This is a genomic window from Bilophila sp. T19-St14 (assembly GCF_059728385.1).
Window position 1 is genome coordinate 391599 of sequence record NZ_BAAGFT010000001.1, and the last position, 20963, is coordinate 412561.

Annotated in this window: 24 protein-coding genes; 11 read left to right on the plus strand and 13 right to left on the minus strand. The window is 53.7% G+C overall.

Annotated elements, in window-relative coordinates:
- Positions 1 to 201: 201 nt before the first annotated feature.
- Positions 202 to 630 carry an ACT domain-containing protein gene (locus tag AC6I1V_RS01645; protein ID WP_302554275.1) on the minus strand — a complete coding sequence of 143 codons (429 nt, stop codon included), beginning with the start codon at positions 628 to 630 and terminating at the stop codon, positions 202 to 204.
- 120 nt (positions 631 to 750) lie between these two features.
- Positions 751 to 951 (minus strand): twin-arginine translocase TatA/TatE family subunit, encoded by a 201-nt coding sequence (locus AC6I1V_RS01650; protein ID WP_302554276.1) that lies wholly within the window; start codon positions 949 to 951, stop codon positions 751 to 753.
- Positions 952 to 1205: 254 nt separating this feature from the next.
- Between AC6I1V_RS01650 and AC6I1V_RS01655 the strand changes: the two genes are divergently transcribed.
- The 7 genes from AC6I1V_RS01655 (at position 1206) to ilvC (ending at position 7040) form a co-directional block, all read left to right on the plus strand.
- The gene (locus tag AC6I1V_RS01655; RefSeq protein ID WP_486854703.1) at positions 1206 to 2102 is read left to right on the plus strand and encodes a hypothetical protein; all 897 of its coding nucleotides are present in this window, start codon (positions 1206 to 1208) and stop codon (positions 2100 to 2102) included.
- A complete protein-coding gene (locus tag AC6I1V_RS01660) occupies positions 2099 to 2788 on the plus strand; it encodes an HAD family hydrolase (RefSeq protein WP_486854704.1) in 690 nt (229 codons plus the stop codon). The genes AC6I1V_RS01655 and AC6I1V_RS01660 overlap by 4 nt, the downstream gene beginning before the upstream one ends.
- A gap of 34 nt (positions 2789 to 2822) precedes the next feature.
- Positions 2823 to 3122, plus strand: a complete 300-nt coding sequence (locus AC6I1V_RS01665; protein WP_486854705.1) for a YggT family protein — start codon at positions 2823 to 2825, stop codon at positions 3120 to 3122.
- Positions 3123 to 3299: 177 nt separating this feature from the next.
- Positions 3300 to 3533 carry an HP1242/YdcH family protein gene (locus tag AC6I1V_RS01670; RefSeq protein ID WP_302554280.1) on the plus strand — a complete coding sequence of 78 codons (234 nt, stop codon included), beginning with the start codon at positions 3300 to 3302 and terminating at the stop codon, positions 3531 to 3533.
- Positions 3533 to 5224, plus strand: coding sequence for a biosynthetic-type acetolactate synthase large subunit (ilvB, locus tag AC6I1V_RS01675; protein WP_479859458.1), 1692 nt, complete (start codon positions 3533 to 3535; stop codon positions 5222 to 5224). The genes AC6I1V_RS01670 and ilvB overlap by 1 nt, the downstream gene beginning before the upstream one ends.
- 43 nt (positions 5225 to 5267) lie before the next feature.
- Positions 5268 to 5759 (plus strand): acetolactate synthase small subunit, encoded by a 492-nt coding sequence (gene ilvN, locus AC6I1V_RS01680; protein WP_005026706.1) that lies wholly within the window; start codon positions 5268 to 5270, stop codon positions 5757 to 5759.
- 291 nt (positions 5760 to 6050) lie between these two features.
- Positions 6051 to 7040 (plus strand): ketol-acid reductoisomerase, encoded by a 990-nt coding sequence (gene ilvC / locus AC6I1V_RS01685; RefSeq protein ID WP_486854706.1) that lies wholly within the window; start codon positions 6051 to 6053, stop codon positions 7038 to 7040.
- 867 nt (positions 7041 to 7907) lie between these two features.
- Here ilvC and AC6I1V_RS01690 read toward each other — a convergent pair.
- The 5 genes from AC6I1V_RS01690 to AC6I1V_RS01710 all read right to left on the minus strand — a co-directional run bounded on the left by AC6I1V_RS01690 (position 7908) and on the right by AC6I1V_RS01710 (position 13249).
- Positions 7908 to 8213, minus strand: coding sequence for a hypothetical protein (locus tag AC6I1V_RS01690; protein ID WP_486854707.1), 306 nt, complete (start codon positions 8211 to 8213; stop codon positions 7908 to 7910).
- Positions 8214 to 8813: 600 nt separating this feature from the next.
- A complete protein-coding gene (locus tag AC6I1V_RS01695; protein WP_308771587.1) occupies positions 8814 to 10199 on the minus strand; it encodes an SLC13 family permease in 1386 nt (461 codons plus the stop codon).
- A gap of 157 nt (positions 10200 to 10356) precedes the next feature.
- Positions 10357 to 12033 (minus strand): FAD-dependent oxidoreductase, encoded by a 1677-nt coding sequence (locus AC6I1V_RS01700; RefSeq protein WP_497736814.1) that lies wholly within the window; start codon positions 12031 to 12033, stop codon positions 10357 to 10359.
- Positions 12034 to 12069: 36 nt separating this feature from the next.
- Positions 12070 to 12312, minus strand: coding sequence for a 4Fe-4S dicluster domain-containing protein (locus AC6I1V_RS01705; protein ID WP_308771589.1), 243 nt, complete (start codon positions 12310 to 12312; stop codon positions 12070 to 12072).
- Between the two features lie 229 nt (positions 12313 to 12541).
- Positions 12542 to 13249: a Crp/Fnr family transcriptional regulator gene (locus AC6I1V_RS01710; RefSeq protein ID WP_486854917.1), complete on the minus strand. Its 708-nt coding sequence runs from the start codon at positions 13247 to 13249 to the stop codon at positions 12542 to 12544.
- 479 nt (positions 13250 to 13728) lie between these two features.
- On the opposite strand from AC6I1V_RS01710, the gene AC6I1V_RS01715 reads away from it, so the two are divergent.
- The 4 genes from AC6I1V_RS01715 to AC6I1V_RS01730 all read left to right on the plus strand — a co-directional run bounded on the left by AC6I1V_RS01715 (position 13729) and on the right by AC6I1V_RS01730 (position 16461).
- Positions 13729 to 14103 carry a YgiW/YdeI family stress tolerance OB fold protein gene (locus tag AC6I1V_RS01715; RefSeq protein ID WP_302552585.1) on the plus strand — a complete coding sequence of 125 codons (375 nt, stop codon included), beginning with the start codon at positions 13729 to 13731 and terminating at the stop codon, positions 14101 to 14103.
- Between the two features lie 91 nt (positions 14104 to 14194).
- Positions 14195 to 14887 (plus strand): response regulator transcription factor, encoded by a 693-nt coding sequence (locus tag AC6I1V_RS01720; protein WP_486854918.1) that lies wholly within the window; start codon positions 14195 to 14197, stop codon positions 14885 to 14887.
- A complete protein-coding gene (locus AC6I1V_RS01725; RefSeq protein WP_497736815.1) occupies positions 14880 to 16262 on the plus strand; it encodes a sensor histidine kinase in 1383 nt (460 codons plus the stop codon). The genes AC6I1V_RS01720 and AC6I1V_RS01725 overlap by 8 nt, the downstream gene beginning before the upstream one ends.
- Complete coding sequence (locus AC6I1V_RS01730) at positions 16210 to 16461, plus strand: hypothetical protein (protein WP_497736816.1); 252 nt, start codon at positions 16210 to 16212, stop codon at positions 16459 to 16461. The genes AC6I1V_RS01725 and AC6I1V_RS01730 overlap by 53 nt, the downstream gene beginning before the upstream one ends.
- A 44-nt stretch (positions 16462 to 16505) precedes the next feature.
- Here the strand turns inward: AC6I1V_RS01730 and AC6I1V_RS01735 are convergent, their stop codons facing one another.
- The 6 genes from AC6I1V_RS01735 to AC6I1V_RS01760 form a co-directional block, all read right to left on the minus strand.
- Entirely contained in the window at positions 16506 to 17288 is a 783-nt protein-coding gene (locus AC6I1V_RS01735) for a class I SAM-dependent methyltransferase (protein WP_308771061.1), read from the minus strand.
- Positions 17289 to 17354: 66 nt separating this feature from the next.
- The gene (locus tag AC6I1V_RS01740) at positions 17355 to 18023 is read right to left on the minus strand and encodes a thermonuclease family protein (protein WP_486854721.1); all 669 of its coding nucleotides are present in this window, start codon (positions 18021 to 18023) and stop codon (positions 17355 to 17357) included.
- On the minus strand, positions 18023 to 18310 hold the full coding sequence (locus AC6I1V_RS01745; protein ID WP_308771059.1) for a hypothetical protein: 288 nt from the start codon (positions 18308 to 18310) through the stop codon (positions 18023 to 18025). The genes AC6I1V_RS01740 and AC6I1V_RS01745 overlap by 1 nt, the downstream gene beginning before the upstream one ends.
- Positions 18311 to 18706: 396 nt before the next feature.
- Positions 18707 to 19093, minus strand: coding sequence for a YgiW/YdeI family stress tolerance OB fold protein (locus AC6I1V_RS01750; RefSeq protein WP_302552591.1), 387 nt, complete (start codon positions 19091 to 19093; stop codon positions 18707 to 18709).
- Between the two features lie 764 nt (positions 19094 to 19857).
- Positions 19858 to 20250: a hypothetical protein gene (locus AC6I1V_RS01755; RefSeq protein WP_486854722.1), complete on the minus strand. Its 393-nt coding sequence runs from the start codon at positions 20248 to 20250 to the stop codon at positions 19858 to 19860.
- Positions 20251 to 20266: 16 nt separating this feature from the next.
- Complete coding sequence (locus tag AC6I1V_RS01760; RefSeq protein WP_486854723.1) at positions 20267 to 20638, minus strand: hypothetical protein; 372 nt, start codon at positions 20636 to 20638, stop codon at positions 20267 to 20269.
- Positions 20639 to 20963 lie beyond the last annotated feature (325 nt).

The window sequence follows — 20963 nt, forward strand, 5'->3', positions numbered from 1 at the left end:
TTGAAATTCCAAAGGAATAACCAATAAAGTGCGCCCATCATGGAGTCCGTCAGCGGAAAAACTGGAGAAAAAGTCTCTGTTTTCAGCATCCTGCTGAAATAAAACAACCATATGCGCTATGTTAGAGCCTTTTCTGTTTGAGCGCGGGAAGGAATAAAAAAGTCCCCACCTTGGAGTGGGGACTTTGGGGGCACCTCTTCACTAACCGTTGATGCGGTCAGCGGGGATGATCGGGATGTTTTTGGCCTTCAGCACTTCGATGGCCTGATCAATCCGATCGAAGCGGAAAATCATGGTAGCACTGCCGCCGCCTTCCTGCACGAACGCATACATGTATTCCACATTGACGTTTTGGCCGGACAAGGCTTCAAGGATGTTGTTCAGCCCACCGGGCTGATCGTCTACTTCGACTGCAACGACAGCGGTACGCCCAACGGTGAATCCCGCTTCCTTCATGATGTTGATGGCTTTTTCCGTATCATTCACAATGAGACGGAGAATACCGAAATCGGACGTATCGGCCAGAGAGAGGGCTCGGATATTGATTCCCGCTTCCGCCAGCGTTTTGGTTACCTGAGCCAACCGACCGGCTTTGTTTTCAAGAAAAATGGAAAGTTGTTCGACTTTCATGGTGGCCTTCCTTATATGCCTTGCGTTGCTGCCAGCCTCCGTTGGAGGAGTGGAATTATTCTGACAGATATTACCCAAAAACGCCAGTAAGGACTGACCCTGAACTGAAATCGGGGCGGACTATGCGGAATGGGTTGTATCGTCTTTTTTCTTTTCGTCTTTTGGGGTGATATCTATTTCGTCGGGTTCCGAGCTGGCCCGCTTGAAATTACGGATGGCTTTGCCGAGCCCGCCGCCGATTTCCGGGAGTTTTTTGGAACCGAAGATAAGCACTACTATAACGAGAATTACGAGCAATTCTTGCATGCCGATACCGTACATAAAGGCCTCCGTTTTTATAGGACAGAGATATACCGATGGATCCCGGGCAGGTCAAGCAAAGGGCGTTGCATCCTTCTGTCCATCAGGGTACACAACAAAATGCCGTGGCGGGATGGAGGCCTTGACGAGGCCGGAAGGCCAAAATCCGCACTGCTGGGCGGATCACGGGAATCAATGCTGGCACAGTACGCCTGTGAGGTTTAGAGGTCAAGATTGCAGAGCGGCTGCAAGAGAATTGTTACAAAGGATGTATCATGCAAAAAGAATCGAATGATTCTATTGTATATGTTCCGACGATGCACCGGGAATTCTTCCCTGAGGGATTTTCGGGGAGTGTTCGACCTCTTTGGCCGGGGCTTTCGAGCCGCTATTGGGGACAACGAGCCTCTGATGCATGGCATAAGATTTTTTTGCCTTATACGCCTACGGAGGCGACAGCTTGCCTTGCGGAACTGGCGCAGCTTGATGAGGCGGGTATTGCTGCCCTTTCGGATACGGCGGCATCTTTCCGATCCGCGGCCCAGAAGGTTTCACAGGAGCGGGAGGATTTGAAGCGCTTCGCTGAAACAGGCGAATGCCGAGAGGCCGGAAAAGATATGGTTTTAACGGAAGATATGCGTCGCTGGGCGCAGCGTTTTCTCTTGCTGGGCTGGCTTCAGGAAGAACGGGTTCTGGATATGGAGCAGCTCTCGGCGCGTTATCGTGCGGGGGCGGAGAAATTGGCAGCGCATCTGGGGGGATGTGGTACAGAGACGGAACCTTCCGATGAAGATGCGGACATGCTTTCCGGCCTGCTTGGCATGATGCGGGATCTGGTTCCTGATGAGCCGGCCACACTGTTGCCTTCATGGCGTTTTATATTGGATTTGTTTGCAATTTTATTGCCGGAAGGAACGATGGTCTGTACGGCGGATCAGCGGATGGCAAAAGCGTTTGCGGAAGCCGGCATATGTCAGGACCCCGTATCGCCGTCACTTTTGGCCCGATTGCCTGAAGGCTGGCATGCCCCGGCGGGCTATGCTGTGACCTATGGCGAGGAGCCGATGTGGAAGCTGATCGGAAAAAAAGCGCCGCAATCGGATAGGCCATGGCTTGACAGACGGCAACTCGTGATTCTTTGTACAGCAGACGATGTGTTGGAGCAGGCATGATGCAATCCTCGGTGACGACATTGGCTTCTTTGCTTGAGAGGACATTTCCCGCAGGGCTTTCCGGCCTTATTTTCGACTGTGACGGCGTCATGGTCGATTCCCGGGATGTAAATATCGGTTATTATAACCTGTTGTTGAGGGAAGTCGGCAAGCCTTCCATTACGCCGGAACAGGCAGGATATGTTCAAATGTCCACGGCGCAGGAGGCGCTTGAGTATATTTTTTCGCCGGAGGAACTGAAGCTCCTGCCAGCTATTGCGGAGCGTTACCCGTATAGGGATGTAGCGTTGCCGCAGTTGGAGCTTGAGCCGGGGCTGGAGGAGATGCTGCATTGGTTGCGTGGGCGGGGCGTCCGGCTCGGGATCCATACGAATCGTGGAGGCGGCATGTGGGATTTGTTGGCCCGCTTCAACCTGCGCGAGATGTTCGATCCGGTCATGACCGCCGAGATTGTTCCTTCAAAGCCCGATCCTGCCGGGGTTCACCGTATCCTTGAAGCATGGCAGTGTAGCCCTGAAGTGGTAGGGTTTATCGGCGATAGCGCTACGGATGCTGCTGCGGCACAAGGCGGCGGAGTTCCCCTGTTGGCATACAACAGCCCGGATTTGCCCGCGGCCGTGCATATCGACAATTTTGCGCATCTGCGCAGTGCGCTGGAGCGGCTTCCTCTGCTGGGCCGCATTTGACAACGTCCATCCACGTATCTTTATAGGAGGTAGCATGTTTGTGCTTGGCAATATCATCTTCGCCGTCGCGCGGGTTATGGATACGCTTTTAACCTTGTATTTCTGGGTTGTTATCATTTCCGCCCTGCTGACTTGGGTTCGCCCTGATCCGTACAATCCCGTAGTTCGTACGCTGAATGCCTTAACCGAGCCCGTCCTGTACAGGATCCGCAAATGGCTTCCCTTTACTTATATCAGCGGGTTGGACTTGTCCCCCATCGTGGTGCTTATCGCCATCCAGTTGGTGCAGTCCATCGTGGTCCGTTCCCTGTTCCAGTATGCGGCCATGTTGTAAGCTGTGAAAATAGAAAGAAGGGGCGGCCGTCAGCAAAGGAAGAAAGCGCCTTTCTGGGAGTCAGCCATGAATTGGCATTCCCTTTCCTCGTTTTTTGGGCTATGCATTTAAGGAACGGTAACGCACAGCGTCGCGTTCCAGTGTCGTTTTCAAACCTCTATTATTGGAGAAAGTCTTATGGAACAGCGTGAGCTTCTTCTTCTGGAAAAGTACGCCGCCGTCAATCCTGAACTGAAAGAACTCTGGGAAGACCATATTCTTTATGAAAAGCAGGTAGAAAAGCTCGAAGCCAAGGTCTATCGCACGCCTACGGAAGAACAGACGTTAAAGCAGCTGAAGAAACAGAAGCTTGAAGGGAAGACGCGCCTGCACGCCATCCTCGACGGCTATAACGAACAGGAAGGCAACTAATGTTGTGCACCGGGGCTAGGATCCTTTTGGAAAGTCTGAAGCGTGAAGGTGTTGACCTTTTCTTCGGCTATCCCGGCGGGGCTGTCATTGATATTTATGATGAGCTGTCCAACCACCCGGATCTACGCCATATTCTCGTGCGGCATGAGCAGGGTGCTGTCCATGCCGCCGACGGCTATGCGCGGGCTTGCGGAAAGGTTGGGGTTTGTCTCGCTACGTCCGGCCCCGGTGCGACCAATACTGTGACGGGGATTGCGACGGCCTACAGCGATTCCATCCCCATGGTTATTTTTACGGGGCAAGTATCCACGCCGCTTATCGGAAATGATGCGTTTCAGGAAGTGGATATTGTAGGGATCACCCGACCCTGCACGAAACACAATTTTTTGGTCAAAGACGTCAAAGACTTGGCCGAAACTGTCAGGAAGGCTTTCTATCTGGCGCGCTCCGGGCGTCCCGGCCCTGTGCTTGTCGACATTCCTAAGAACATCCAGCAGGCAAGCTGTGAATTCGTTTGGCCGGAAGATGTGGTGATGCGGTCGTACTGTCCCACGTTCCGGGCCAACCTGAACCAGCTCCGGCGGGCGATGGATGTCCTCGTTACGTCCAGAAAACCGCTCATTGTGGCCGGTGGTGGTGTGATTATGGCCAATGCGGCAGAGGAGCTCTGTACGTTGGCTCATCTCATGCACGCTCCGGTTTGCTCTACGCTGATGGGCTTGGGGGCTTTCCCCGGCGATGATCCGCTGTGGATAGGCATGCTCGGCATGCACGGAACTTTTGCGGCAAACCGTGCCGTGACTCAGGCCGACGTCATTTTGGCTGTTGGAGCCCGTTTTGATGACCGCGTTACGGGTAAATTGTCCCAGTTTGCTCCCAACGCGCGAATCGTGCACATCGACATCGACCCGACGACATTGCGTAAGAACGTCCGGGTGGAAGTGCCGGTTGTGAGCGACGCGCTCAGCGCCTTGCAGGGGTTGCGTTCCATTCTGGAATCCGGTCATGCCCAGAAGGACTGGGCAGGGGATCATGCGGACTGGATGGGGCAGGTGCTGGAATGGCAAAAGGAGCATCCGCTTTCATGGGCCAAGGGCGATGTGTTGAAGCCGCAGCAGGTCGTTGAACGCATGTACGAGATCACGAAGGGCGAAGCCATCATCACCACGGAAGTGGGGCAGAACCAGATGTGGGCGGCCCAATTCTATAAGTACCATAAGCCGCGGACGTATTTGACTTCAGGTGGCCTCGGCACGATGGGGTATGGGCTTCCCGCCGCAATCGGGGCTCAGCTGGCTTTTCCGGATCGCCTTGTTGTCGATGTCGCGGGAGACGGCTCCATCCAGATGAACATTCAGGAGCTGATGACGGCTGTCGAAAATGGGCTTCCCGTCAAGATCCTCATTCTGAATAATCGGCATCTCGGCATGGTTCGCCAGTGGCAGGAACTTTTTTATGATGCCAACTACGTCGCCACGGACATGAAGGGGCAGCCCGATTTCGTGAAGCTGGCGGACGCGTATGGCGCGGAAGGTTATCGCATTACGACGGAAGAAGAGCTTGAGGAGCTGTTGCCCAAGGCTCTGGCTTCACCGAGGACCGCTGTTATTGACGTGCTGGTGGATAGGGAAGAGAATGTTTCTCCCATCGTACCGGCCGGGGCCTCGCTGGACGAGATGTTGATCGTATAGGTGTTGCCCTCTTGGGTGAACTTTAACAGCTCTTGGAGGAAGAATGCGGCGCGTTTTGTCTGTACTTGTTGAGAATGAACCGGGCGTCCTCTCTCGCGTGGCGGGATTGTTCAGTGGTCGCGGTTTCAACATTGAGTCGCTCAATGTGGCCCCCACCCTTGAGGATGGGGTTTCTCTCATGACCATCACCACCAGCGGCGACGAGCAGATCATCGAACAAATCGTCAAGCAGTTGCGCAAGCTGGTGACCGTCGTCAAGGTCGTCGACTTTTACGGCATGGCCTATGTTGAAAGGGAAATGATGGTCATCAAGGTTCACGCGGAAGAATCCAAGCGCGGCGAGGTGCTCCGCATAGCGGATATTTTCCGTTGTAAGGTCGTGGACGTGAGCCTTACCGACCTGACGTTGGAAGCAACGGGCGATCACTCCAAGTTGCAGGCGATTATTCAGTTGCTGCAGAAGTTCGGCATTAAGGAGCTTGCCCGTACGGGAACGCTTGCTGTCCGGCGTACGATGCAGAGCGACGATATCTAAACGATTTTGTAAGTGGCCCGTGGAAATTTTCGCGGGCCGCTTTTTTAGCGTTTATCTCTTGAATTGCTGTTTCTGGCTTCGAAAACAGCCGTAGTGGATTGGATTTCCCCCTTTTCCGTATAGCATCCGTTATGTTTTTATGGAGAGGGGGATATTGCCAGCCTCTGCGCTCTTGTGTATTTTGAGTTTTCGAGCAATCCGCTTTTAGGCGCATGCCCGCAGGTGATTCTGGGACGGTCCGCGTTGGGCCGTGTTTTCGGAATGTTTGGAGTTACCAGTTAAGGAGAGAACATGAAAGCCTTCTATGAACAGGACGCGAACCTGGATTTTCTCAAAAACAAGACCATTGCCGTCATCGGTTACGGCAGCCAGGGCCATGCGCATGCCCAGAATCTGCGTGATTCCGGCCTAAACGTGATTGTTGGTCAGCGTCCCGGTGGTGCCAACTACGCTCTTGCCAAGGAGCACGGTTTTTCCCCCATGTCCGCCGCGGAAGCTGCCGCTGCCGCTGATGTGATCATGATCCTGCTGCCCGACCAGCATCAGGCCCGCGTGTACCGCGAAGACATCGCTCCGAACCTCAAGCCCGGTAAGTCTCTGGTGTTCGCTCACGGCTTCAATATTCATTTCTGCCAGATCGAGCCTCCGAAAGACGTGGATGTGTTCATGGTGGCTCCCAAGGGCCCCGGTCATCTGGTTCGCCGCACCTTCACGGAAGGCGGCGGGGTTCCCTGCGTGTTTGCCGTCTATCAGGACGCCACCGGCGAAGCCACCCAGAAGGCGTTGGCCTATGCCAAGGGCATCGGCGGGACGCGTTCCGGCGTGATCGAAACTACCTTCAAGGAAGAAACCGAAACCGACCTCTTCGGCGAACAGGCCGTCCTGTGCGGTGGTGTGACCGAACTGATCAAGGCCGGCTTCGAAACGCTGGTTGCTGCCGGTTATCAGCCTGAAATCGCTTATTTTGAATGCTGCCACGAGATGAAGCTTATTGTTGATCTCATCTATGAAGGTGGCTTCGGCAAGATGCGTTACTCCATCAGCGACACCGCCGAATTCGGTGACTACCGTACCGGTCGCCGCATTATCACCGATGAAACCCGCAAGGCCATGAAGCAGGTTCTGAGCGAAATCCAGGACGGTACGTTCGCTCGTGACTTCATCCTTGAATGTGGCTGCGGCTACCCGAGCTTTAAGGCGAAGCGCCGTATCGAAAACGATCACCAGATCGAACAGGTGGGCAGCAAACTGCGTGCCCTCATGCCTTGGCTGAAGAAGTAAGTTCTGAAGCGGCTGTTTGATAAAAAATCCCCCAAGCGTTTGTTTGGGGGATTTTTTCTATGGCTCTGTTATAAGTATACGGTTGTTTCATCTCCACAGTACGGTGAAAAATACAGCCTTTTTTCAGTTTTCCCCTTGGCGGGCTCCGCGGCTAAGGCATTTTTCCGGTTATCCCTGTGGAACTTCAAGAAAAAAAGCATCAACCATTTTCTACAACACAGCCTTTTCTATTCGACGGATCAGGGCTTTTTGGGCACTTCGTTCTTGTGTTCCGAAAACCATTTGCACTTATGGATGCACCACCACGGAGTTACGATAAACCGGCCATCGGCCTTTGTTTTCCTGTCTGGGTGGGCGCCACTTGTTGCACAGTCCAGAGAGCACAGCATTAGGGCTTGGCATCGTTCTCCGTGAGGACAGCGGTGTAGTTCTTCCTCTTCAGGCATGGGCAAGGGCATTTGTCTATCTCCTCGTTGGTGGTATCGAAAAGGAAACGGGCCGATACCGTATCTTGGCGTAAGATAGCGGAGAGCCGGGAAGAGGGCAAGATCACAGGCATGACGAGGCATTCGCTTTTGCAATGAAAATTGTGTTTCAACTATCTGAAATTCAAAATGAATTTTTTAGAAAGTCATCGAAAAGGTGAATACCTCGGCATGGCCATATATTCCTATTGCTTTGTCCGTGGGCTGGGGAACTACAGAGATTCGCTTCTGACCGGAGGCGTTTGGGGGTCGGCTCAGGGAGGAGAGCATGCTGAAGGTGGAGTTCCATAAATGGAGTGAACCGGCGCGAGTATCAAGAGAGTCCGCTTTGGCGGATAAAATGAAAGGGCCGGAATGTTTCCGGCCTTTTCTATGGGTAGAGTTATGAAGCGCAAAAGCGCCCGTTTTTGACAAAGGAGGAGAGTGACCGTTCCGAGGATATCCGGTATCCCTCTACATGGTCGGCTTCAATGTGGACGCTGCCGAGCTGAGCCAGCATATGCTTCTTGATGCAGAACGTAAAACCGGAAACTTCCATGGTTACATCGTCGTCTTCAGGTTCGTCCAGAATCAATTCCAACGTCGGGCTGTGGCAGCAACTACATCCGGGTTCAATGCGAAACGTACGTTCGGTACGCCCTCTTAGGCGTTTCAATTCTTCAAGTACCGCTTCGGATAACGTGATCATATTCGCCTCATTTTATGATGTCCCGTGGGAGAAAAGCTACACGGCATGTATCTTTCATCCTCAAGAGCCGCGTTGTCCTTTTCTAGGGCAACCATTTGGAAATTTCATGACGGTTTTCCAATAGTTCCGCGTCGTGTCGGTTGCACCTGTTTGTGGAGACAATATGGTTTGGGTTAAAGGCGGTGCTTTCCATTCCCATGAAGGGGCTGAGGCTTTGCCAGACCCGACGCAGACAGGAAAGCGCATTCCATGCACCTTGCGGGGAGTCGTCAGGTAAAAGGCTGAATATTCATGGGATATAAAAGGTAAAGGTCAATAAAGGGAGCTATGATGCTCATAAGATCCAAGCCGCTTGAAGCCGCATTGAGAATAGGTTTTCGTAATTTTTCTCATAGAGGGTACGAGACGAAAACAGGCGTGTCAATAATGCGTTGTAAGAACGATCAGCCAAAGGCGAAAAGTATGAAAGATGGGTAAGCTATCGTACAGCATAGACAGAAATGTTGCCCCGGAAATCTATCTGGGGCAACACATCGGGTGGCTGGAAATGGAGAGGTGAACGGGAGAACCAGCAGGGGGCTCCCGCCATTTTTGAGCGTGCTACATTAGGCCGATACCCTTCCAATAGGGTACGGCAAGCACGACGACAAAGATTCCTACGATGAGCATACGGATCGCCAAGGCGGTTGCGATGTGGCGGAGCAGGACCTTTTCAGTGATGAAAATATAGAGGAAGTAGACGGCTTCATACGGGAAGATGTATTGGTCTAAGCCAAAATTGAATGCGTAGAACAGCGGGAGCGGGTTTACGTTCATGGCCGTCCCCAGCTCTCCGAAGGCGGGCGTAAACGCGGCCGTCGCTGCAAGCGGGGTCAGCAGGAAGTTGATGACGACCCCGGCGATATAGGCGCATACGACGGACATGGTTTCGCCCCATCCCTGAAGCAGGGGCACGATGCTCGCCACGGCCCACTTGTTCGCGCCGACGCTGCCGCCGACAAAGCCGATAGCCATACAGCCCGTGATGAACACGAGGAATACGATATTCAGGTTGCTGAAACTCTCGCGGTCAAGGACATTGATACCGGGCAGGTAGCTCAGGAGTGCCAGCACGCAACAGACGTATACGGGATCAATATGAGTCAGGGGCTCCAGCATGAAGCCGAGGATGATGCCGAGGACGAGAATAAGCAGCTTGATCTCACGAGGTTGGATGGGGCCCATTTCACGGCGGCTTTGCTCGATGAACGTAGAGAAGTATGCCCCGGAAACAAGCGTTTCGCGCCCCTTCACGATGTAGACCGTTGCCATGGACAAAGCGTAGTATATCAAATTGATGAATGTTGCCTGATAGACATAATCCCAAAAGTTGACGGTCTTGTCCGTCCCCTTGAGCATCATCCCGAAGGCCCAGATGAAGGACTCCGAAGAGTGCAGGAACATGAACTGCGGGGCCGCCGCCGCAAAGAAAGCCATCATGACGATGGTGGACGACATACGGGACTTGGCATCAAGCTGGAGCGCCTGAATAATGCCTACGGCGATGGCACAGAAGATGACTACGCGGGCGAGGATCGAGGGCAGGATGACGACGAGCACGAGCCCGGCGAGGAAGAATCCCGCCACAAGACCGTTGAAGGAGCCGCCGGTCAGCTTGAGGCATTGCAAGGCCAGCCGCTTGGCCAGCCCCGTCTTTTCCATGCCTTCGCCAATGATGACCGCCGCGAAGCTCAGCCACGGGAGCACGGTAGCCCACGGCCCGAATACGACTTCGGCATCCGCTACGCCGCAAAGGATATAGGCGAACGTGAGCATCGCCGCCACGCCGATGGCGGGGAATACATTGAGCGCCCACGCTATGATGGCGGCGCTGGTAATTCCCATGTATAGTGGGAAATGCGGCGAAACCTCTTGTGGAGAAAGGAAATAGATGCCGCAAGGGATAAGCAGGGTCATGGTCCACTTGAGAGCCTGAACGGGATTCATAACGACCTCTGTTGGTATGAGGGAAGAATGGCCTGACCGGACAGGGAATGTATGGGCGTTTACCGGTATGCTTCGGAATTCTGGCGGAATTTTGAAAAGCAATTGGGAAGGGCGGCCGTATGGCGGAGCCGGGGAGGTTGTTTCCCCGGCGTGTTGCCTATTTCAGGCGGTCGCGCCATGCCGTGCGGGGCGTACCGTCTTCCTGCCAGACGCGGAGGAACTTGTCGCGGAGCAAAGGGTTCGTGAAGGTGAAATCGGCCCGTAAATGACGTCCCCGGCTTTCTTTGCGCTCACGTGCCGCAATCATGAGCGCTTCGCCGAGATCGAGCAGATTGAGCACTTCCGCAGCGCGCATCAGTTCGTGGGAGTCGGATGCCGACATTTCCTTGTTGATTTTTTTCCGCAGGTCGCCGAGATACTTGATGCCTGCCGTCAACAGCGTATCGGAGCGCAGACGGTGCGGGCCGCAGTCCGCGTATTCGGTCATGATCTGCTGGAGAGCAAAGTTCGCTTCCTGCCATGACGCGCCGCCGCTGCGTTCATACAGGCCGCTGAAAAAAGCCATGCGTTCTTGGCAGAAAGGCGTCCCGTCCACATCAGCGGGCTGTCCAAGCGTTTTGTAGTCCCCCGCGTGATGCCCCGCGATCCAGCCGTAGACCGCCGCAGCGCCGATGTCGCCGCTGATGTTGCCCATCATGTCGCCCGCCGCGAACAGGCCGCGGATATTGCTCTCGCCGTTGATGTCGATTTCGATGCCGTTGGTACAGAGGTTGGCTTCGTACTGTCCGAATTCCACGGCATGTTTGCCGGGATCGATGCCTTCCTTGTCCATATAGTCGAGCAGCGCGGTGAGCCCTTCGCACCGCATGGCCCAGCGCATATGTTCAAGGTCTTCTGGGCTCGCGCCGGAACAGTCCATATAGGCGGGGCCCGTGCCGTTGAGCTTCAGATCGGTAAAGGCGGACGCCCAGATGTCGCTGGTCATGTCGCCGGTTTCCACATTGGGTTTGGTGATGAACGGGCCGATGGGCTTGCCGTTGGGGTAGCGGTAGACGCCGATCCATGTGGCCTTGCCGCAGCGGGCGAGGAACCGGGGCCCGGCATGGCGGTAGGTCTTTTCCATGTTGACGAGATGGGCCCCCAAGCGCCACGCCTGCGCGATGGAGTCGCCGGTCCCGGAAGGGCACATGTTCGTGTTGAACATCTGGCTCGGCGTGGGATCGGTCGTGAACAGGCGGCTGACGTATCCTGTGGCGACCACTACCGCTTTGGCCTTTACGATGCGGTAGGCCGGCTCGTCGGAGGAAATGTCGAGGGCCAGAGCTCCGGTGACTCCGTCCGCATCACGGAACAGTTCCAGTACCGGCGAGTGGTTGACGATATGGACGCCTCGTTTCTTGGCCTGTTCCGTGAGCACCTTTTTTTGATTGTGGCCGTCATACTTGAGGAAGATTTTCGGACGCCCCGGATAGGCATGGCCTTCAAAGTGGAAATCCCCTGTGGGCTTCATGTTGATGCCCCAGTCGTTCCACATGTTGACGATGGTGGGGCTGGTTTCCAGGAAGCGCATGACAAGCGGCGTGTCGTTGCTGGTGGCGTTTTGGCTGTCCATGAATTCCTCATAGACCACATCGATGGAGCCATGCTTCTCCGGGATATAGCAGAGAAAATGGTCGTTGCCCGTGGCCCCCGCCCCGCTGCGTTTCGTATTGGCTTTGTCCAATAGGGTCACGCTCGCGCCTTTATCCGCCGCCGCAATAGCGGCCATAAGCCCGGCAATGCCGCCGCCGACAATAAGAACGTCCGATTCCAGCTTTTCTTTGATGGGGATCATGATGGTACCTCCGAAGGATAAAAGGATACTGCTGCGTTATTCTTTGGGTTTGAGGGAATCAGAATCCACATAGAGCAGCATATGCGTTAGCGGAAGCCGGAGCTCAATCGCCTTGGCCCGGCAATCAAGAACACAGGCGTTACAGTGCCAGCATTCATAAGGGCGGCGCACTTCAGGAATTTTGTCCTTCTTGGGCTCGTGGCGAAAGACTTGGAGAGGGCACACGTCCGCACACACGCCGCAACCAATGCATTTGTTCCTGTCGATGACTGGGGGCATATTCATTTCCTCCTGAGCAAACAGTGTTTTCCGAAGCCGGGGCATCATGAGATGCCTTTATGTGTTCTTTCTTTCACAATATGGGCGGATATGGCTATCGCATATGCGACAAAACGCAAAAAAAGCCCGTCATGAAGAATAACGAGCTTTTTTCTTTTTTATACTATATTGAAATAATTTTATTAAAATAAAAATAAACTAAATAAATATTTTTTCACAAATAACGGTTTTACAGGTGCGCCATATGGCGCAGCCGTTCCATATCAATGATTTCCACATGGCGGCAGGTAAAGCAGGCAATGATGGCTTCCTGTTTTAGGTACTGGATTGCCCGTGCCAGCGTAGCGCGATGGACGCCGAATACGGAAGCGAGCTGTTCCTGCGTCATGCCGAGGGGGAAGTTGTCAGACCCCCGCTCAAGGCTGAGAGAAATGAGAAAGCGGCTGAAACGGATGACGAAATCATCCATAAGCATGTCAGTGAGGTAAGTGTGGTAGGTGAGGACTAGTGTGCCGAGCAGCTCGATGACGGAAAGCATGAGGTTGGGATACTGGGCGGCAAAAGAGGGATCGTGCAGCACTTTTCCCGGAATTTGCCAGATCACGGCGTCGGTCATACACTGGTACTGGCCGGATGCCTCACGCCGGGTGGCTGCGGGGGCGAGGTTGAAGATGCTTCCCGCTTCAAAGGAAACGACCGAGCGCACCCTGCCGTCGATCGTGTCGAAAACTACATGGACTTTCCCTTCCCCGATGTAGAAGAGATCAAAGCAGGTTTCGCCCTCAACTTTGACGATGCTTCCGGCGGAGTGGTGGAGTTTGGTGCCAAGATGCAGTATTTCGTGCCATGCCGTAGTTATATTTCCGATCTTTGGAACAGCGAAGGGGGCGAACAGAGGCTGCTTACCGGATGAAACAGGACTATCGTGCTTGGTCATGGCTGCACCTCCAGAGTATAAAGTGTGCAATAGTATCGGGTGGAAAACAAGGGGTTGCCTTCAACGGGGCCGGAGTCCCTCAGGGGATACGCTGATGGCTGGTAGCGTGCCGGGGCCGCAAAAAATACATTTGGGCCATTCCGTTTTTTATTGCGAATGGCTGCGCCGTAGAAAAGGGTTGATGTTTTTTCCTTGAAGCTCCAAAGGGATAATCAACAAAGAGCCCTAGCCGCGGATTCCGACAAGGGGAAAATGGACAAGAAGGCTGCACTTTCAGCATACTGTGGAGATGAAGCAATCATATGCTATGACAGAGCCTTACGAATACACTGGTAAGAAAGGACACCTCATGGTGATGGGGATGCAAAGGGTAAGGGAGGCCGCTTGAGGGAATTTTTTCGCTCTTAACATTCTCTTCACACCCGGTATAGCATGATGGCCACATCAATGAATGAGAACCCCAATAAAGGAGTGTCCGTATGCGTTACATCATGGTTTTGCTGCTTTCTTTGGCTTTGGCTGTTCCCGCTTTTGCGGGTTTTGAGGGGCCTAATGCCAGTACTGGCGGGTTTGCCGGCCCCGGCCCTCAGACCATTACGAAAGCGGCGCAGGTACAAAATGCTCTTGATGATACCACCTGCACGCTGGAAGGCAACATTCTGGAACGTCTCAGCAAAAATAAGTATGTATTCCAAGATGGTTCTGGACAGGTAACGGTAGAAATCGGCCAGCGGATCTTTGGTTCCAATAGGGTAACGCCGGAGACGCGGGTGAGGCTGACGGGCGAGGTGGATCACAAGAAGCAGGGGCGCGCCAATGAAGTGGACGTACGGTACCTTGAAATCGTGAAGTAGTTCGTTTGGGAGGCGGGCACGGAAATCCTCTGTGCTCGCCTTTTATTTATGGGCATTGCCGGAAGGCTGTTTGAGGGAAGTGGAGGGGCGTATGGAAGCAGGTCGGATACGTGCACTGATTATTGAAGACAACCAAGATATTACCGCAAATTTATACGCATTCCTTGAGCCTCTCGGCTATGAGCTCGATTGTTCCGCCAATGGCCATATCGGATTGGAGATGGCGGTAGCGGGTACCTTTGACGTCATCGTCTTGGACATCATGCTTCCGGGGATGGATGGGTTGGCGGTATGCCGAGCATTACGGGAAGACCATACCGATCCGACCCCTATCCTCATGCTGACGGCCCGTGATACGGTTGCGGATCGCGTGACGGGCCTTGATTGCGGAGCTGATGACTATCTGGTCAAGCCGTTTTCGATGAAAGAGCTGGACGCCCGGCTGCGTGCACTGGTGCGCCGTGCGCAGGGGCGGCAAACCCGCAGCGTTTTACGCTGGGAAGATATTGAGCTCGATCCCGCGGCCCACAGCGCAACCCGGAGCGGGGTTCCCCTGCGCTTGAGCCCCACGGGGTTCGTCATTTTGGAGACATTGTTGCGGGCCGCTCCAACCGTCGTCCCCAGAACGGAACTTGAACAAGCCATCTGGGGGGATTCTCCGCCGGACAGCGATGCTTTGCGTACCCATATCCATGAATTGCGGCAAAAGCTGGATAAACCGTTTACCTGTCCGCTCCTTAAGACTATCCCTCATGTAGGCTATACATTGGTTCGGCATGAATAAAATCCCTTTGCTTCTTACTGGGTTCCGTGCCGGCTGCGGCGCCTTGTGGCGGGCAATAGCCTTTTCCCGTCCGCTGACGGCATTGCGCGATCGGACGGTGCGGCGTGTCAGGGCCCGGTCACTCAGCAGGCGTATCGCGGAAGCGTTCCTCATCTTGACCTTGGTAACCGGAGGCATATTCAGCCTAACCGCCTATCTTTCATATGATTATGCGATTACCCATGTCATTCGCTGGCATATGGAACCGATCATGCGTCTGCTCATAGCCGCAGAGGAAGGGGATGCGCTCCGCAAGGGGGAAAGGCTTTCCGTAGACAGTAAGGTGCTCGCAAAGGAGCTGAAGGTAAGATGGTACGTCGGGGAAGCCATTCCTGATGATTTGCGTCCGGAGCGTTCCAAAGTGCGTGAACTTGTGCGCATCAAGCGGGATCGCTATGCCATGACATACAGGAACAAAGAGGGGCAAGAATACGCCATTGTCGGCAAGATCAAGGATCTTGACGATCTGGAAGAAGTGATGGCCAACATTGCGCTGGCATGTGTCGTGGGGAGCCTGATCGGTGCAGGGTTGCTGGCCTACTGGTTGAGCCGCCGGCTGGTTTCACCGCTTGTCGAGCTGACCGGCAGGGTCAACCGGGGCGAAGCACTGGATGACACGCCGTTGTGTTGTCGGGATGATGAGGTCGGAGATCTGGCGCGGGCGTTCGCAGGAAGGGAGCAGGCATTAAGGGAGTTTTTAAACCGGGAACAGCTATTTACTGGGGACGTCAGCCATGAGTTGCGCACTCCGCTGACCGTATTGCAGGGCGGGGTGGAGATTTTGGAAAGCCGCTTGAGCGGAGATGGCAAACTGCTTCCGATTGTGGTCAGAATGCAGCGTACAGTCGAGTCCATGACGGCGATGGTTGGTACAATGCTGCTTCTCGCGCGTAAACCGGAGCAGTTGGAGTTCCGGCCTTTCGATCTTTGTGCGCTGGCGAGGCAGGAAGAGGCGGAGATTCGGGAACGCTTGCGCGGGAGGCCTGTCACCTTTTCCAGCCTGTTGCCCGATCGTCTGACGGTTTTGGGAAGCCCTGAGCTGGCTGCTATGGTTTTGCACAATCTGCTCGACAACGCATGTCGCTATACCGAACAGGGCCGCATTCTGTTGGAGTTGCGCACGGAGGAAATGCTTCTGACGGATACCGCCCCCGTCATCGATCCTGATGTGCGCGCACGCATGTTTGAACGGGGCGTGCGCGGAACCAGCAAAAGCCCCGGCAGCGGGCTGGGGCTATCGCTTGTGCTACGGGGCTGTGAACGTTTGGGTTGGAAAGTGATGCATGAGCACTGGGAAGGCGGAAACCGTTTTCGTGTGCGCTTCTCTCAAGGGTAGGATACTGCCGGATACCGGGATCGGCATTTTAAGGAAATATGCGCCGCTGGAGCGTTTCGATGGTTGGCTGGGCCGGGAGAAGGTGTTCGGCTACGGCGGCTGTGGACGGCAGGAGCACTATTGCCGTGTGGGTAATGGAAAGGACGGGAGAATCTCCGTCCTTTGCCTGAGCCATGCCTCTCAAAAAGGGGGCGGCTAAAAGTGCAGCCGTTTCTTGGAGTGCTCCAAGAGTGGGGACATACATCAAGGCCGGGATGGTGCCCCTTCACGGTTGGCCTCGGGCTGGAGTCCCGCATAAACTTTGAATGCTTTCTCTTTGGCGCGAAGGAATAAAGGCGTCAGAGGAACACGCGGCATGGTGTCGATGCAAATGCCGAGATAGCCCCCGATGGGAAGCGGCGTTTGGAGGCTGTTGAGTTTCCCCCAAAAACCTTCTTTCTTCCATGTGATTGGCGGGCCAAGCAATACGGAGCGGGGGGATAGGGCGGCTTTAGGGCAGATCCGCCTGACCATACGGGCCAGCGACCAGAAGTTCAGGTTATGGCGTCTGTGCCGGAACTCAAGGGTCGGGCGGTACAAGCGCCTCTGTATCTGGTAGAGCGAGAAACTGTTCATAAAACCGATGATGACGCCGCGGTGGGAAACTCTGATGGCTTCGCGCAGCACGTCTTCCGGGTTGTCCATATATTCCAATACGGTAAGCAGAGCTACGTAATCAAACTCTTCATCATCAAAAGGAAGATGTTCCGGGTGGCCCAGTTGGAATTCAGCCCGGTTTCCCAGTCGTTCCCTCGCCATGTCGAGCAGTTCGGTACTTGTATCAAAGCCCGTGACATCAAATCCATAGTGCCAGAGCATTTCCAAAAAGATACCTGCACCACATCCTATGTCCAGAAGCGTATGCCCGCGCCGGGGCCACTGAGAGATCAAGTGTTGAAAAAGGCGGTTTTCCTGAGCGATGGCATAGGTTCCCTCAGGCGTTGCATACCAGTCATGTAGGAATCGGGCTGTTTCGGCGTTCCACATCTTTGCCTCCACGTTTCTGTATTCATGAAGACAGAGTATCCTTTTGGCGGCGTGCAGGAAAGCCCCTTACTCCGCGGATGGCCAGATACCGCATTGCCTTGCCGGTGCATAGCCAGCCCTGAAAGCCTCTTCAAGATCTGAAAAGCGGACTTGATTTTTTTTTGAAAGAGTAATCGTCCGCAGGCATGGTTGGGAGAAGAAGCGTTTGCTGTTCTTATTGCCTATGTAGGGTTGCTGAGCCTGAGGGCGGGCCAGGACGAACGCCCAACAGCCGGTACGCTTGTCCAGCGCCTCCTTTTGGGCTGCGGTCAGGCGGCGCACCAGTTGGCTGGGAAGGTTCTTATGCGCGTAAAAAGAGGCCATACCGTGGAGAAGGAGCTGTTCATTGAGGGAACGCCCGTCGGGAAGGATGATTTCAGCGACGAGCCTTTGATACCTGTCGCGGGACGGCCCGGAAAGCGGGATAACCTTAACCCGCTGTTTCCTTGTCCGTTCGCAGGTAAAGCGCGCCGCCTCGCGGGCATAATATTGGGGCGGAGTGTCCTTGAAACCTTTTTCAGGCGTATCGACTCCGGCAAGGCGGACGCGCTGCCCCGTATCAAGCACAAGCGTGTCCCCATCCGTACACTGCGTCACGGTGGCTGAAAACAAGCCTTCCGCATGGGAGAAGGTTGTCTGGAAAACGAAAAAAGCCGTCACAAGGACGGCGGAAAGCATTTTGGCAAAGATGTGCATCAAGCGTCCGCAAGCCAGCCGGAGAGGGCGTCCACAATCTTGCGAGCCTGTTCCGCGCTGGAGATGTTGAATTTGGATTTTTGACGGTACTCGCCCCCCGACTTCTGATAACGGCGGATAGCATATTTGTCCGGGCCGTATCCACCCGTTTCCGCGTCGAGTTCCTGATAGCGGAAAAGAATAGTTGTCCATGCCCCTTTGGAGAGGATGACCTTGTCCAGCTCCTTGATGAGGATCTGCCCGGACTCTTCGTATTCAATAGTGATTTCGTCTGGTGTGCTGCTCATAACAGTCCTTTCGCCACGCTGTTGTTAAAAGAAGGTTCCTCCTAACGCGTTTCGTGGCTATACGCAAGAGCCCGAAATGAAGTGGTCAGAACAGAAGATGGGAATGAGATGGCGAGTCCGTATCCGGCTGGGGCTTTGTCCACTGGATAAAAAATTTCTGTCTGTAATGGGTTAAAATATATTTATATAACTATATAGCTATATAAATATTAGCGGTATTGTTTCAAAAGAGAACATACTCATACGCGTAAATGCCTCTTTAACTGTCAGCTTGGCATTTTTGGGGTAGCTAGCCCTCTTTTTAGCTAGGAAAAAGAGGGGAAGGCTTTTCTTTCCTTCCCCCCATTTCATTTCAGAACAGCAATGTACCCTAAGAGGATGTTTTGGGATCTCCCGTTACAGGATTTCAAGAACCTTTACGTCAACCTTAGGGGATTCCATAAAGTCCTTGTCCACTTTGCCGGAGAGACGTACTTTATTCTGGGGAGTAACGGTTCGGCCTGCGAACAGCTCGAAATCGATCTCCACAATCATTTCGCCCGTGGCGTCCTTGAAGATGTATTTGTCGTCGCTGCCGGCAACCCGTTGGGTGATGTTCCCGGTGAGCACGACACGGGCGTCGTCCCAGCTTTTTTGAGCTTTGGCTACAGTATCGGCCTCAATGCCGGTAGTGGGGCCTTGGAAGCCTCCCCCTTGAGCGGAACTCGGCCCCTGAAAACCTGCTACGGCTATGGTGGGAGCAGCAAGGGTAGCGGCAAGGGCCAATGCGAATAGACGCTTCATGGTTGCTCTCCTATTTTAAAGGGATTGATTCTTTTTAGCTATAACCAAAAACTTGAATATGTCAAGCTGATTGGGGGTAAGCCGAGTCAAATAAAGGGTGTCGGGCAATGTGCATAGGTTTTTGATCGTAGCCGTTACGCTTCCGTTTCCGTCCCGTGCATGACTTAGCACGGTACTAGTCGGATATACATGACCGCACCACAACGACACTGCGCCGATGGTCGACGCCAGTACTTCAATAACGATATGGCTTTACTGCTCAGCGCTTCGGAGTTGGAGAAAGGGCAATGGGAGTATCGGGAGAACCGGCTGTCGTTTGTATGGTCAGAGCGGAGCGTTGATAAGATCAAGGTGGGTACCGATAGATACGGCTAATACGGTCACACAGCCGCGCTGACGGCCACAGGCAGAGTGCTTGTGCGACATTCGCATGTTAGGCATAAGCGTTTCCGGCCTTCTATAGCGGATGGAAGAAGTTGAGACAGATGCCAAAACGCAGTACGGCCTCTGCTCCTCAAAAATCAAATATGCTTCTGAAGTTAGTGGCAGAAGCGGGAATGAACAAAAGCCCAAAAATCTCACAATGCTTTCTTTTAGGCTGTGTTAAAGAAAATGATTGATGCTTTATTCCTTGAAACTCCAAAGGGATAATCGGCAAAATGCCTTAGCCGTGGATCCCGCCAAGGGAAAAACTGGGAAAAAGGCTGTATTTTCACCACACTGTGGAGATGAAACAACCACATACTATAACAGAGCCTTCTTTATTAAATGCCTTCGGCGTATTCGCCGAGCCTGTCAAGCACGTTTTTTCTGTCCCAGTTGCTGTCGGCAAGACAGTGCCTTGCATAAAACGTCTGAAAACCAAGATGGATAAGGAGCCGAGGGGTGTCCCTGACGGCAGGTGCTACTTCCGGGTTGGCGTTTAGCTCTGCTTCAAGTTTTTCCAGGCCCTCTTTCCAACTCTTTCCCGGGTCTTGAGTAAAGCCATCAGACAAAAAGGGGTTGGTGAAGCACATATCGTCAAGGAGTGTGAGATAGGCGGCAACTTTCTTTTGGGCTTCAGCGGTGGGCGTTTCGGCATAGGCCGGTGAGCCCATACAAAGTACGATAATCAGTGCCAGAAAGAGGCACATCCTTTTTCTTCCTTTTATTTGCATTTTGTTTTTCCCATCTTTAGTCTTCCAGTACAGCCTCAACGCGCTGGCGCAGTTCGGTTGCTTTACGGATATTGCCTCGGGCATAGCTCCGGCCCATCTGCCACAGTTCACCGATGGCATCCTTAAGGTAGGTCGGGACGTCCTTACGCCGCATGGCCTGACGCTGGAGCGTTATAAGCCTGTTGCGCCATTCGCTGCCCGGATTTTTACTGCCGCACCCGTATATGCATTGCCGAAATACATCAGAGTCTTTGAAATCATCGAAGTCATCCAGAAGGTCGCTGATAGCCTCCCGGACGGTTGCCGTGGCGTCTGATGCTCCCTCTGCCTGCATGGGCGACAGGGAAAACAGAAGTACGATAACAAGGCAGGGTGCAAGAAAACGCATCAATATCCCCCATGTAAACGAGAGCGTTGCTCCGAATGCCATCACTGTTTCGTCGCTATCGCGTCTGGAGATGGTCTTACCCGTAGCCTTTTCAATCATGTCGAGCAAATAAGACGGCCTACTGTCTGAGGAAGCCGTCAAAGTCGCCTTGGCGAAGTTCGACTGACTGTTTGGCTAACCCAGAAGGCATATTGTAGGAAAGCACAGGAAAGTGCAAATGGCGTATTCCCCAATGGTTGCATAGCGAAGCAAAATAGGGCAAAAGACAATCGGACATCTGTGATTGCACAACATGGCATGGGTTCATCCAGACTCTGCCGCTGAA